The sequence below is a fragment of the Sphingomonas sp. CCH15-F11 genome (assembly GCF_001557005.1).
GTDB lineage: Bacteria > Pseudomonadota > Alphaproteobacteria > Sphingomonadales > Sphingomonadaceae > Sphingomonas.
Genome location: NZ_LSKG01000098.1, coordinates 1 through 11,983 on the forward strand (window position 1 = coordinate 1; position 11,983 = coordinate 11,983).

At 62.3% G+C, this 11,983-nt stretch carries 13 protein-coding genes; 7 read left to right on the plus strand and 6 right to left on the minus strand.

Annotated elements, in window-relative coordinates; all coding sequences use genetic code 11:
- Positions 1–9 precede the first annotated feature (9 nt).
- Both AX709_RS08740 and AX709_RS18210 read right to left on the minus strand, forming a co-directional pair.
- A complete protein-coding gene (locus AX709_RS08740; protein WP_066548880.1) occupies positions 10–345 on the minus strand; it encodes a hypothetical protein in 336 nt (111 codons plus the stop codon).
- The gene (locus tag AX709_RS18210) at positions 338–631 is read right to left on the minus strand and encodes a ribbon-helix-helix domain-containing protein (protein WP_058818294.1); all 294 of its coding nucleotides are present in this window, start codon (positions 629–631) and stop codon (positions 338–340) included. The genes AX709_RS08740 and AX709_RS18210 overlap by 8 nt, the downstream gene beginning before the upstream one ends.
- 552 nt (positions 632–1,183) lie before the next feature.
- On the opposite strand from AX709_RS18210, the gene AX709_RS08745 reads away from it, so the two are divergent.
- Positions 1,184–1,408: a hypothetical protein gene (locus AX709_RS08745; RefSeq protein ID WP_156454222.1), complete on the plus strand. Its 225-nt coding sequence runs from the start codon at positions 1,184–1,186 to the stop codon at positions 1,406–1,408.
- A 48-nt stretch (positions 1,409–1,456) separates the two neighbouring features.
- On the opposite strand, the gene AX709_RS08750 is transcribed toward AX709_RS08745, so the two are convergent.
- The 3 genes from AX709_RS08750 to AX709_RS08760 all read right to left on the minus strand — a co-directional run bounded on the left by AX709_RS08750 (position 1,457) and on the right by AX709_RS08760 (position 4,035).
- Positions 1,457–1,708, minus strand: a complete 252-nt coding sequence (locus tag AX709_RS08750; protein WP_231727470.1) for a hypothetical protein — start codon at positions 1,706–1,708, stop codon at positions 1,457–1,459.
- 433 nt (positions 1,709–2,141) lie between these two features.
- On the minus strand, positions 2,142–2,705 hold the full coding sequence (locus tag AX709_RS08755) for a hypothetical protein (protein WP_066548889.1): 564 nt from the start codon (positions 2,703–2,705) through the stop codon (positions 2,142–2,144).
- 337 nt (positions 2,706–3,042) lie between these two features.
- Positions 3,043–4,035: a DUF2493 domain-containing protein gene (locus AX709_RS08760; protein WP_066548891.1), complete on the minus strand. Its 993-nt coding sequence runs from the start codon at positions 4,033–4,035 to the stop codon at positions 3,043–3,045.
- A 710-nt stretch (positions 4,036–4,745) separates the two neighbouring features.
- Here AX709_RS08760 and AX709_RS08765 point away from each other — a divergent pair.
- Positions 4,746–5,231, plus strand: a complete 486-nt coding sequence (locus AX709_RS08765) for a hypothetical protein (protein WP_066548893.1) — start codon at positions 4,746–4,748, stop codon at positions 5,229–5,231.
- Positions 5,232–5,394: 163 nt separating this feature from the next.
- On the opposite strand, the gene AX709_RS08770 is transcribed toward AX709_RS08765, so the two are convergent.
- Positions 5,395–6,801 (minus strand): NarK family nitrate/nitrite MFS transporter, encoded by a 1,407-nt coding sequence (locus AX709_RS08770; RefSeq protein ID WP_231727471.1) that lies wholly within the window; start codon positions 6,799–6,801, stop codon positions 5,395–5,397.
- 116 nt (positions 6,802–6,917) lie between these two features.
- On the opposite strand from AX709_RS08770, the gene AX709_RS08775 reads away from it, so the two are divergent.
- The 5 genes from AX709_RS08775 to AX709_RS08795 all read left to right on the plus strand — a co-directional run bounded on the left by AX709_RS08775 (position 6,918) and on the right by AX709_RS08795 (position 11,980).
- Entirely contained in the window at positions 6,918–7,496 is a 579-nt protein-coding gene (locus tag AX709_RS08775; RefSeq protein ID WP_066548894.1) for an ANTAR domain-containing response regulator, read from the plus strand.
- Positions 7,497–7,498: 2 nt separating this feature from the next.
- The gene (locus tag AX709_RS08780) at positions 7,499–8,710 is read left to right on the plus strand and encodes an ABC transporter substrate-binding protein (RefSeq protein ID WP_066548895.1); all 1,212 of its coding nucleotides are present in this window, start codon (positions 7,499–7,501) and stop codon (positions 8,708–8,710) included.
- Between the two features lie 282 nt (positions 8,711–8,992).
- Positions 8,993–10,204, plus strand: a complete 1,212-nt coding sequence (locus tag AX709_RS08785) for an alginate export family protein (protein ID WP_066548897.1) — start codon at positions 8,993–8,995, stop codon at positions 10,202–10,204.
- A 17-nt stretch (positions 10,205–10,221) separates the two neighbouring features.
- Entirely contained in the window at positions 10,222–11,052 is an 831-nt protein-coding gene (locus AX709_RS08790) for a formate/nitrite transporter family protein (RefSeq protein WP_066548899.1), read from the plus strand.
- Positions 11,053–11,065: 13 nt separating this feature from the next.
- Positions 11,066–11,980 carry a PP2C family protein-serine/threonine phosphatase gene (locus AX709_RS08795; protein WP_066548901.1) on the plus strand — a complete coding sequence of 305 codons (915 nt, stop codon included), beginning with the start codon at positions 11,066–11,068 and terminating at the stop codon, positions 11,978–11,980.
- Positions 11,981–11,983 lie beyond the last annotated feature (3 nt).

Below are 11,983 nucleotides of genomic sequence, written 5' to 3' on the forward strand. Positions count from 1 at the left end.
ATTCGCCGGTTACGCCGCGCTCCTCCGCATTACCGCTTCCTCGCGATAAGCGATCTTATGCGCAGCTCGCCATAAGATGCCCCAAGCCTCGGCGTAGAGCTTCATAAGCACGAGCTGCACCTCGTGGTTCTTGAAGGTCAAACTGACGAGGGCACACAGCAGAAGAATGGCGGTTCCGACCCAGACGTAGAGGGGCATTCTGATGCCCGCCCAGGTCATCAGGATTTCATGGTGGAACAGCTGCGATCCGCGCGTGAAATTGCCTGCGTTCCGCTTCACTTTTCCGCGCGCGGAAGCGTGGGTGAGAGTGGCAGCTTTTTTGCTGAACCTGATGTCTTCAGCCATGATGCTCTCGCACGTTGGAGAGCGCCTGAGCGATCAGGTGTTCGGCATCAGCCGGATATTGCTCCTGGACGATGAGCGAGAGCGCAAGCTGGGTATGCTCGAGGATTGTAACAGCCCGCTCGGCATTGAGCGATAGTCCCGCCTTCAGGAGCGGAATACCGACTTCAAGGGCAATGCGGATGGCTTCTGACCGCGATACACCGCGGCTTGCCGCAAGTTGATCGACGACGTCGATCATCCTTGGGCTGAGCGTTACACCGACGCTCTGAAACTGTTTCTTTTCCACTACCACACCTTTTCAGGCGTGGTTCGTCTATCGCAGGACCGAGTATATAACGCTGCAGCCCCCTTGCCAAGAGCTTAGAAGATGCAGCCCGGTGCAGCGCTAAGCCCCTGTATTTTTATATTTATGATGGAGCACTGGACGGTATGCAGCGGACTGCACCGTGCGAATTTCGAGCAAAATCTTACCTAACTGATTGTGAAATATGCAGAACTTCGCTGCATCAGCCTACCGCGCAGCGGTGTACGGTGTGCAAAAAATCAGGAACTTGTGCCCTGTGCCAGGTCCATTGCCGTAGGGGGATCACTCGCGCAGGTGGTTCTCCAGCGGGATTGCGCGAGCGAGCCTGACTCGCGAACTCAGCGCAGGCGTTATGTCCGCCTGTAGCGCGCGCTGTGGGACGACAATGGCTCTGGGTTTAACCATGGCGATGGCTCAAGCAGGCCATGCTCCGCGACGAAGTGGCGCAAGAGCAGCAAGCAAAAAATATGCCTCGAACAGACCCTGTGATTGGTGCATCTTCGCATGGTCTTTCAAGGCTTGGAGGAATGCGCAATGGTGTCGAAACTTGAACGCGAACGGTCTGCCCTCGCAGCAGCGGAAAAGGACCTGGAAGAGCGCAGGCAGAAGCTTGCAGAGCTTGAGCGTGAGGAAGCAGAACGAGAGCTAAATCGGCTTATCAAGAAGGTCGGTCAGGATACGGCGATTGCCCTTCTGGAGCTGGCCATCAAAGTGAAGCCTAAGGTGGCGATTTCTGCCCTCGAGAAGCTTGGCGGGTGAGGTCTGGTTTTTGTCGAGTTGGGCGGCGATGACCACCGCCCTGTCTCGTCAGAATTCATCGGCCATCTTGCCGGTGGCGGTGTAGACGATCTGGTCGATCAGATGCATCGGCAGCTCGCCATAGTCTCCCTCCTCAATGAGGATGTACCCGTCCGCGGTCTCAACGACGTGGACGTCGAAGAATGTGTGGTAGGAGCGCCGCTCAGCTTCCAGCGTTTTTTCATCAAGGGCGATGATGTTGGGGTTGATCTGACGAAGCACCGAAACGTCGTCTTCGTAGCTTTCCGTTGTGTAGCACATGACCTTGCCTCCTGGCGCTTGGCGGCTCGTCCGCCATGCCATGAAACAGCGCCCCGTCAGTGTGCTGGTCACCGGAGCGAAGCGGAGGCTTGACCGCTAATTTTTCGATGGTGCGGAAGCCGGCGCAGCACGGCTTCTCGGTCGGGAAATTAGTGGTTGACCAGTATGCTGGCGGGGTGCTCATGGCGATGGTGGTGGACGTGCCTGCGGCAGGAGGTATGCGTTCCCAGCGACTTCGCGAAAGCTATGCCCTGGAGCGTGGCTGTTCGGGATCAGCGTGATCCAGGCGGCATGAAAAAAGGGCACCGCGGCAACGTGCCGGGCACCCTTTTCCACCTCGATCCTGCAGGAGGCTGGTTGCAGATCGAGCGTTAAACATGGCGTCGAGTTGAGCCGATTCCCGGCTGCTCATGAACTGGTGGCTGGTTCGTCATTAGCTCCATTCGAGCAGCGGATGTTGCTCTCCACAATCGGTGGCGGCGATGAACGCGAGGCTTTCGAAGAGCGGAGTGATTCCTGCCTTGACGAAAGCCGCGTAAGTCCTGTGATCCTTGAGCGCTGTCCCAAGCTTCTGCAGGGACAATTGGCCAGATTCATTTGCATGGCGGCCAAGAGAGGTGAGCACCTTAGCCGCAAGGTCGCCGCTCATTGTGATGTCACCTACCAGAGCGATGTGTTCACTAACGCGCATCGTGATTGGCGCATCGCATTGCTGGTGCTCGATCCGCAGCATTCGCCCAAGAAACTGCGCTTCCTCGACGAGTCCGATCATCTCCGCACGATGGTCGAAGCATGATGCGAACGCGGCGATGGCAAGCGCGTTGGCATTGATCTCGAAGTTCAGGGGCGCGGCCAGGAATTCGCCTGGATCTGTATCGATTGTACTGTTGGCGGTGTGCAGTCTGCGCATCAGCGCGGCGAGCTCTTGCGGGCGTATCTGAGCCGGTACCGAATGGAGCTTTGTCTCGATATCCTTGACGCGGAATGTGACGAGCATCTTTGCCTCCTGTCGCTGCTCGTCTCCTCCATCCCCCTCTCCTTTCTCACTTCCTGAGCTTGTGGCTGAATGCCCACAAGGGGTCTGGTCCAGCCTGAGGGTTGCCGGTCGGCCCATTGTCCGGATGCAGCCGCTGGCGCGGCAGCGATGCCCGCAAGATGCGAAGCATCGAGCACGGGCAAGGCGCGCCGGGCCAAGGCAAAAGTGCCGCTGATACATTCAGGGATCGCGATCCTCGCGGCAGCGGGCGAAGGGGGTTCGATGCCCCCAGAGCCCGCCCCTTGCGCAAAAGAAGAACGGAAGGCCCCGGCATAAGCCGGAGCCTTCCGAAGAGCGCTCAACCGAAGGTGCGCGAGCGCGTTTGCGCCTGATCGCTGATGCGGCGAATGTGCAGCGGCACGCCAGCCTGACGGAGGCGCTGTGCAAGGTTCGACTGGATGCCGGATCCTTCTCCGATTATCGCTTCAACCGGGTTCAGTTTGACGATGCTCTCGTTGCGCAGGAACGGAGCGCGGTTGCCGTGGCGTTGGTCGGGAACGAACAGGATCGTGTTGACCCCGTTCTGCTGCGCCCATGCACCCGCCATGGCGTCGACGCCCTTGCGCATGCCGGTCGTGCCCAGGACCATGTTCGGGATCCGGGACTTGATGTCGTCGAGGATTGCCCAGATCATCGCGAAGTCGTGCCAATCCTTTTGGCCACCTGACACGATCACCAGCGGGCCATCGGGCTGGAATTGCGCCCTGCGATCCTTGGCGCGTGCTGCGAGGAAATCGCGTGCCTGCACCTGGCTTGCGGTCACCCCATTCTTGCTGACTTGCGATCCCCGTGCGGCCGTGAAGGGGCGACCGGTTTCGACGCGGTAGACGTCAGCTGCATGATCGCGCATCGCCTCGAGCGCTTCCCGGCACCCTTGCAGTGTCTGGCAGAGCTGTTGTGTTTCCTCGAGCTCGACAGCGTAGATTTCCGAAGGGTCGAAGTGGCGTGCCATTTCGCCCAGCTTCTTTGCAGCATCGTCCTCGCGTCCTTCAGCCAGGCGTGCTGTCATGTGAAAGGAGTTGACCATGCCCCAGGCGAGCTGCTGCGCGAATTCTTCCATGCGCGTGTCCTTGAGGACATCGAAGATCGTTCCGATTGCCATCTCCACGGCGCGGCGCGCCATGTCGGGATCCGGCATCTCCGCGGCGATTGGAGCCTCGACGATATTGAGCTTGGCGAGATCGCTATGTTCGAGAAACGCCCCGTCGTAGGATTCCGTGATCCCTTCACGTGCATCGGCGAGATTGATCCGTGCCTGAGCCAGATCTGCGAACGAGTTGAAAACAGTCATAAAAGCCTCCGATTTTTGAAATCGTCCCCACATTGGGAACAGCCAAAAACCCATCGGGCCGGACGAACCGTGTCAGGGACGGCGAGCTCGTCTCGCCGCCGCCATGGCGGGCGTGGGGGAACCGATTTTCTGCGTGGTGGCTGGCGCGCAGCGACACAGCCTCCGCACTGAAAATTGGGGGGACCGCGATCCTTGACTAAGGGGCGGCCGCCGATAGGTTTCGGCAGGTGTTCCTGTGTGTGTGGAAGAGACGTTCCCGCCCCCGAGCAAGAGAGACGAAGGCAGGCCCGGTCAGGCGCATCAGCGCCACACCGGGCCGCCCCTTCGGCCCTGCGAAGGGGTTACAGCGGGAACACCACCAATCTTGAAAGGCCGTTCGGCCGGGGCTGGTCGGCAGGCGACGGACTGTCAGGGACGATGCCGCGAAGCCGGCGTCGCCGCCGTGCGGGTGGTGAAGGCAAGCGCAGCGAGAGCCTGAGCCGATCCTTGACCGGACGGAGGATGCCGAATGACCCGCCTGCGCGCCACGGCGCGCATTACGGTCTGAAAGCTCCGACCGCGAACGCCTTCCTGACAAGGATAAGGCGCGTTCGCGGGTAAGGGCCGCTGCCCTGCCCGGACGGGCGGCAGCGCCGAGTTCCGGCAGAACAGGTCCCGAGCTCAACGAATGAGCCCATTGTCGGACCCCGCATTGGCGCTATGTTCGAGTGATGGCCGTCTGGCAGTTCGTCATCAACCTGATCCCCGCCTCTGCGGCGCGTATCGCAGGGGTCGACGCTGCACGGATGAGCCGCACGCAGCTCGACGAGGTTGTTCTGGCGTTGCCAATCGCAGAGGCGAATGCGCTATTTGCGAAGCTCGACATGTTGCTGCCCGAGAAACCGCGATCCTACACCGGTCTCCGGGTGTGGGGTGACGAACCTGCTGACGACATCCAGGTGAGCTTCGATGAGCAATTCATCGAAGAAATCCAGGTCCGCTTCGATGTGGCAGATATCTCTCTGCCATTGATCGGCGGAGTCTGCGACCTCGCGCGGCATTTCGACTGCGTCTTTGCAACGCCGGAGGGTGCGATCATTCAGCCAAGCAGGGAAGCTGTGATCAGGACGGTTCTGCAATCAGACGCAGCGCATTTCGTACAAGACCCGCAGGGGTTCATCGAAAAGGCGGTCCGTCTGGATCGGGAGGATCTGTAGGGCCCTTTGGCAGTGCCCGGCCACATTCCGTGAGGAGCAGGAGGCGTACTCAAAGCAGACTGGCAGCTTGGTTCACTTCGCCACTGAAAGCCGAAATTCGCAAATCGACCCCGTTCCTGCCGTAAGACTCCGTGGTTCTCATCAGACAGCCGCTCTTGCATGATCATGGTATAGCGAGGTCCACTCCGCGTTCGATGTCGTGCAGCAGGCCGCCGCGGCGGGTGTAGACGAACCACGTCAGCGCGGCGCAGCTGGCGTAGAAGATTAGGAAGCCCCACAGGGCCGCCATCGGCGATCCGGTTGCGGCAATCGCGCTGCCGAAGCTCTTGGGGATGAAGAAGGCGCCGTAAGCCGCAATCGCAGAGGTAAAGCCGACCATCGCCGCCGATTCCTTCTCCGCCTGCTTGAGCGCGGCATCAGGCGCGAGGTCCGGCATCAGGCGCAAAACTTCCTGCCGCATGATGTTCGGGATCATCTGGAAGGTGGAGGCATTGCCCACCCCCGTCATGAAGAACATGAAGATGAACGCGCCCAGGAACCCCCACCAGCTGGCGGCCTGGATGAAATACATCACCCCCAGCACGCCCAGCATCATCATCACGAACACCCAGAAGGTCAACCGCGCGCCGCCCCACTTGTCCGACACCCAGCCCGTGCCCGCCCGACTCAGCGCGCCGACGAGTGGGCCGAGGAACACGAATTGCAGCACGTCCACCTGCGGAAACTGCTGCTTGGCGAGCAGCGGCAGGCCGGCGGAAAGTCCGATGAAGCTGCCGAAGGTGCCGGTGTAAAGCCAGCACATCAGCCAGTTATGTTTGCGCTGGAAGATCACCGCCTGCTCGGCAAAGCTGGCCTTGGCATCGGCAATGTCGTTCATCCCGAACCATGCCAGCAGGCTGCTGGCGATGATGAAGGGCACCCACACGAACCCGGCGTTCTGCAGCCACACCTGGCCGCCATCTGCCGTCTTCTGGCCCGCTCCGCCCAGCGCGCCGAACACGCCTGCGGTGATGATCAGCGGCACCGCGAACTGCATCACCGACACGCCCAGATTGCCGAGCCCCGCATTGAGCGCGAGCGCATTGCCCTTTTGCGCCTTGGGGAAGAAGAAGCTGATGTTCGACATCGACGATGCGAAATTGCCCCCGCCGAACCCGCACAGCAGCGCCAGCACCAGGAAGATGATGTAGGGCGTTTCCGGGCTGCGCACCGCATAGCCGATGCCGAAGGCCGGGATCAGCAGCGAAGCGGTGGAGAGCGTGGTCCACAGCCGCCCACCGAAAATCTGCACCATGAAGCTGTAGAAAATGCGGAAAGTGGCGCCCGAAAGGCCTGGCAAGGCCGCCAGCCAGAAAAGCCGATCAGTGCTGTAGGCAAACCCGACCTGCGGCAGTTTGGCCACCACCACTGACCACACCATCCACACAGCAAAGGCGAGCAGCAGGGCGGGGATCGAGATATACAGATTGCGCCGGGCAATACGTTCGCCCTGCGCCCGCCAGAAGGCGGGGTCTTCGGGATGCCATTGCGTGAGGCAATGTCGATTGCTGCTGTGTTTGCCTTGCTGCAAAAGCCTTGCCCCGATCATGTCTGCTGAAGTCCCGACCGCGATGCCTCAGGCGTAACCGGCATCTGACGATCGGCAAAGCCGCTTGTTTTCGCGGAACCGGGGTGCAATGTGGCCCCATGAAGATCGCCATCGTCGATGAAAGCTCCATGCGCGCTTCGATCATCGAAGAAGGGCTGGGCCAGCTTGAAAATGCCGAAATCTTCACCCTCACGCAGCGCCACGGACTGCTCGCCGCCATCGAGAAGATCGCGCCGGATGTGGTGCTGATTGACCTCGGCAACCCGTCACGCGATGTGCTGGAGGAATACTTCGCGGTCAGCCGCGCCTTGTCGCGCCCGATTGCGATGTTTGTGGATGAAAGCGACGATGCATCGATCGCGGCTTCGATCGATGCCGGGGTTTCGGCCTATGTCGTCGACGGGCTGGCCAGCCACCGGATCAAGCCGCTGCTGGATCTGTGCATCAAGCGGTTCCACGCCTTTGCCCGGCTGCAATCCGATCTGGCCGACGCACAGGGCAAGCTGGCCGAGCGCGATCATATCGACCGTGCCAAACGCATCCTGATGCGCAGCCGCGGCATCACCGAGCCGGAAGCCTATGCCGAACTGCGGCGCAAGGCGATGTCCTCGAACAAGCGGATCGCCGAAATCGCCGAGGCGGTCGTCACCGCGCATGATCTGCTGGGAGGGGACTGACCATGGCTGATACGAAGCTGACCATCGGGTTCCTGCCGCTGGTGGATGCCTGCCTGCCGATTCTGGCGCATGAACACGGCTTTGCCGCTGACGAAGGCGTGGCGCTGACATTTGTGCGCGATGTGAGCTGGGCGACCGTACTCGACCGGCTGCTCTATGGCCACACCGATGGCGCGCACATGATCGCGCCGCTGGCGATTGCGACCACGCTGGGGCTGGGCCGGCCAGCGCAGCCGCTCGCCGCGCCTTTTGTGCTGGGGCTGAATGGCAATGCGATCACCTTGAGCAAACCTCTGGCGGCACGGGTGGCGGCACCGGGCGAGTATGGCGATCCCGCAGCGGTTGGCGCGCAGCTGCGCGAAGCAGCAGCGGCGGCGCGGGCGCAGGGGCGGCGGCTGCGGTTTGGCGTAGTGCACCGCTTCTCCAGCCACAATTACAAGCTGCGCTACTGGCTCTCCGCCTGCGGCATCCGGCCTGATCACGATGTCGAGATCGTCACCATCGCCCCGCCATTCGTCCCCGATGCGCTGGCGAGCGGGGAGATTGACGGGTCTTGCGTGGGCGAACCGTGGAGCTCGGTTTGCGTCGAACGCGATGTCGGGACCATCGTGCTCGCCACCGCGCAGATCTGGCGGCGCGGGGTGGAAAAGGTGCTGGCGGTGCGCGAGCCGGTGTTGGCCGAAAAGGCCGAAGCCTTTGCTGCGCTGATCCGGGCGATGCGCCGGGCGGGCCGCCACTTCATCGACCCGGCCAATTTTGCCGAGAACGCCCGCATCCTTGCCTCGGCGCCCTATCTTGATGCTAACCCTGCGCTGGTGCTGCGGGCGATATCGGACCGGCTGGTGCTGGCGCATGATGCTGCGCCGGTGCACTTGCCTGATCTGATGTTCCAGCACAGCGAGGCGGCCAATTTTCCGTGGATGAGCCAGGCAGCGTGGCTCTATTCGCAGATGGTGCGCTGGGGGCATACGGCGTTTGATTCGGCCGACGCCGCGCGGGCGATGCGGGTGTTCCGGCCCGATGTCTACCGCGCCGCGCTGATCAATACCGGCGATGATCTGCCCAATGCCAGTTCCAAGGTTGAAGGCAGCGTAACGCAGTTGACGCAGGTCGGCGCGCAGCAAGGCACGCTGACGCTGTCTGCCAACCGCTTTTTCGACGGGCTGACTTTCGATCCCGACCAGATCGAGGCCTATCTTGCCGCCTTGCCCTGACCGGAAAAAATGCTGCGCTGCAAAATAAGGCTTTACGCGGCGGCACCGGCTGGCTTATCTTTTGTCCCGAAGCTGCTGAGCAATCCAGTGCCGGATGTGCTCGCGGGCAGTTATTTCTGAACGATTTACGGCAACGACGCCGCCCGATCCACACCTGACAAAGGTGCATCGTGGCGGCTTTTTGATTTTTGGCATCGGCCCCTGTCGATGCTGCATCCGGCGGGCAACGGCGCTCGCCTCTCGTGGCCGGTCAGGCACCGGCTTTAGCCAGAGAGGTGATCCATGCGCGCATCCCCACACTGCTTGCTTGCCCTGACAGCCGCTTGCTGCAACGCCCCGGCGCTGGCTGCGCCCGGCGATCCGATTGCGCTTGCCGATGGCGTGACGCTGGATCCGATCCTTGCGCTGAAGGTGCGTTACGAAACGGTCGAGGAAGACAGGCCGCTGGAACCGGGAGACGCGCTGACGGCCCGGGTGCAGGCCGGGTTCGAACTGGCCAGCGGCGCGTTTTCGCTGTTGGTCGAAGGCGAGGCCACGACCGAACTGACCGACAATTTCAACAACACCATCCCCGGCAATGGCCGCACCGGCTTTTCAGTGGTGGCTGACCCCGAAAACCTCGAACTCAACCGCGCCCAGATCGCCTGGCGCGATGGCGCGAGCAGCGTCACGCTGGGCCGCCAGCGGATCATCCTCGATGATGCGCGGTTCGTCGGCAATGTGGTGTGGCGGCAGAATGAACAGACCTATGATGCGGTGCGCGGGCAGACCGCGATCGGCCCGGTCCGGCTCGATGCAACTTATGCCAGCGCAGTGCAGACCGTGTTTGGCGCGGATAGCCCCAATTTCCGGTTCAGCGGCGATCTTGTGTTCCTCAATGCCGGGGTGAAGCTGCCCCAGGGCGAGGTGACGGGCTTTGCCTATCTGCTCGATTTCGACACGCGGCTGAACGCATCGAGCAACACTTTCGGCGCGAAGGCCGCCTTCAGGCTGCCGGTTGGCCCGGTGACACTGAGTGCCAAGGCGACGCTGGCGACCCAGTCCGACACCAGCGGCAATCCGGTCGCCTATACTGCCCGCTATCTGCAAGGCGAAGTGGGCGCGTCATGGGCCGGTTTTACGCTCGGGGCAGGCGTCGAACAGCTCGGCAGCGATGGCGGGCGCGCCGGGTTTCAGACGCCGCTGGCGACGCTGTTCGCCTTCAATGGCTGGGCCGATCTGTTCCTGCGCACGCCCGATGCGGGTCTGACCGACACTTTCGCCCGCGCCGGCAAGAAATTTGCGGTGAAGGGCCTCGGCACAGTCGATCTGCTCGCGGTCTATCACCGTTTCGACAGCGATTTCGGCAGCCAGCATTATGGCGACGAGATCGATCTGTCCGCCGGCCTTGCCGTGGGCCGCGCATCCTTTCTTGCCCGCTTTGCCAGCTACCGGGCCGATGGCTTTGCCGTCGATACCCGCAAATTCTGGCTCCAGACCGAAATCGCATTCTGACCTCAAGGAGACGCTTAATGGCCTATCTTGCCCCAAGTGAATTCGTGCCCAAGCTGATTGAAGCGGGCGAATCCAAGATCATGATGTCGACCAAGGACACGCTGATCCGCGCCTTCATGGCAGGCGCAATCCTGGCGCTGGCGGCGGCATTTGCCGTGACGATCAATGTCCAGACCGGCCAGCCGCTGGCGGGCGCGGTGCTGTTTCCGGTGGGGTTCTGCCTGCTGTATCTGCTCGGCTATGACCTGCTCACCGGCGTGTTTGTGCTCGCTCCGCTGGCGGTGTGGGCCAAACGCCCGGGCTGCACCTGGGGCGGGGTGCTGCGCAATTGGGGGCTGGTGTTCGTCGGCAATTTTGCCGGTGCGCTGACCACCGCAGTGATGATGGCGATTTACTGGACCTATGGGTTTGCCGCAGAGGTTGATCCGGTTGGCCAGGCGATGGCGATCACCGGTGAAAAGCGCACCCTTGGCTATGCCGCATATGGCGCGGCCGGGTGGCTGACGATCTTTGTGCGCGCGGTGATGTGCAACTGGATGGTATCGACCGGCGTGGTCGGCGCCAGCATGTCAAGCACGGTCAGCGGCAAGGTGATTGCGATGTGGATGCCGATCATGCTGTTCTTCTACATGGTGTTCGAACATTCGATCGTGAACATGTTCCTGTTCCCCACCGGCCTGATGCTGGGCGCCAAGTTCACGATTGCCGATTACTTGCTGTGGAATGAGCTGCCGGTGGTGCTGGGCAATCTGGTCGGCGGGCTGACGTTCACCGGGCTGATGCTCTATTCGACCCACTACCGCACCTCGCCCAAGCGCAACGCGGCGGAACTGAAAATTGCCGCCTGAACGGGCTGAACTTGTGGGGGCGGCGCAAGGTTCTGCGCCGCCCGATCGGCTGACCGTGACGGTGGGGCAATATTCCTGCGCCGGGGCGAAGCCTGCCAATCAGGACTTTTACGGCTGCATCCTGCCCGACGGCGATCTGCTGGCGAACAAGGGCATGGCCTTTGTGGTGGCCGACGGGATCAGCACCAGCCGCCGTGGGCGGGAGGCGGCGGAGACGGCGGTGGCGAGTTTCCTCACCGATTATTACGCCACGCCCGATGCCTGGTCGCCCCGGACCAGCGCCCAGCGCGTGATTGCAGCGATCAACAGCTGGATGCACGGCCAGAACGCCGCGCTCGGCGGAATGGGGGCCGGTTATGCCGACAGCGACCGGGCGCGTGAGGCGGAGGGGCTCGTTACCACCTTCACCGCGCTGATCCTGCGCGATGCCGCCGCGCATATCCTGCACCTTGGCGATGGCGTTGCGGCGCGGGTGAATGAGGCGGGCCTCGAACGGCTGACCGAGGCGCACCGCGTGCCCGCTGGCGGCGGCGCGCATTTGCTTGCCCGCGCATTGGGCATGGGCCGCCATGTCGAGATCGATCACAGCTGCATCATGGTCCAGCCCGGCGATATCCTGCTGATGGCGACCGACGGGATCGGCGACGGCCTGACGGACCGGGAGATTGCGCAGGCGGTGCAAGCCAACCCCGATCTCACCGCAGCCGCCTGCCAGCTGTGCGAGGCCGCGCTGGCAGCGGGGGCCGAGGACAACCTCACCGTGCAACTGGTGCGGGTGGACAGCGTTCGTCAGGGCGCAGCGGATGATCTGGTCGCAGCCGAGGCGCAGCTGCCCGATCCGCCCGAATGGCAGGCCGGGCAGGACTGCGATGGCTATACCCTGCTGCGCCCTGACGAACGCTGTCCACCCGCACCAGTTGCACGGTGAGGT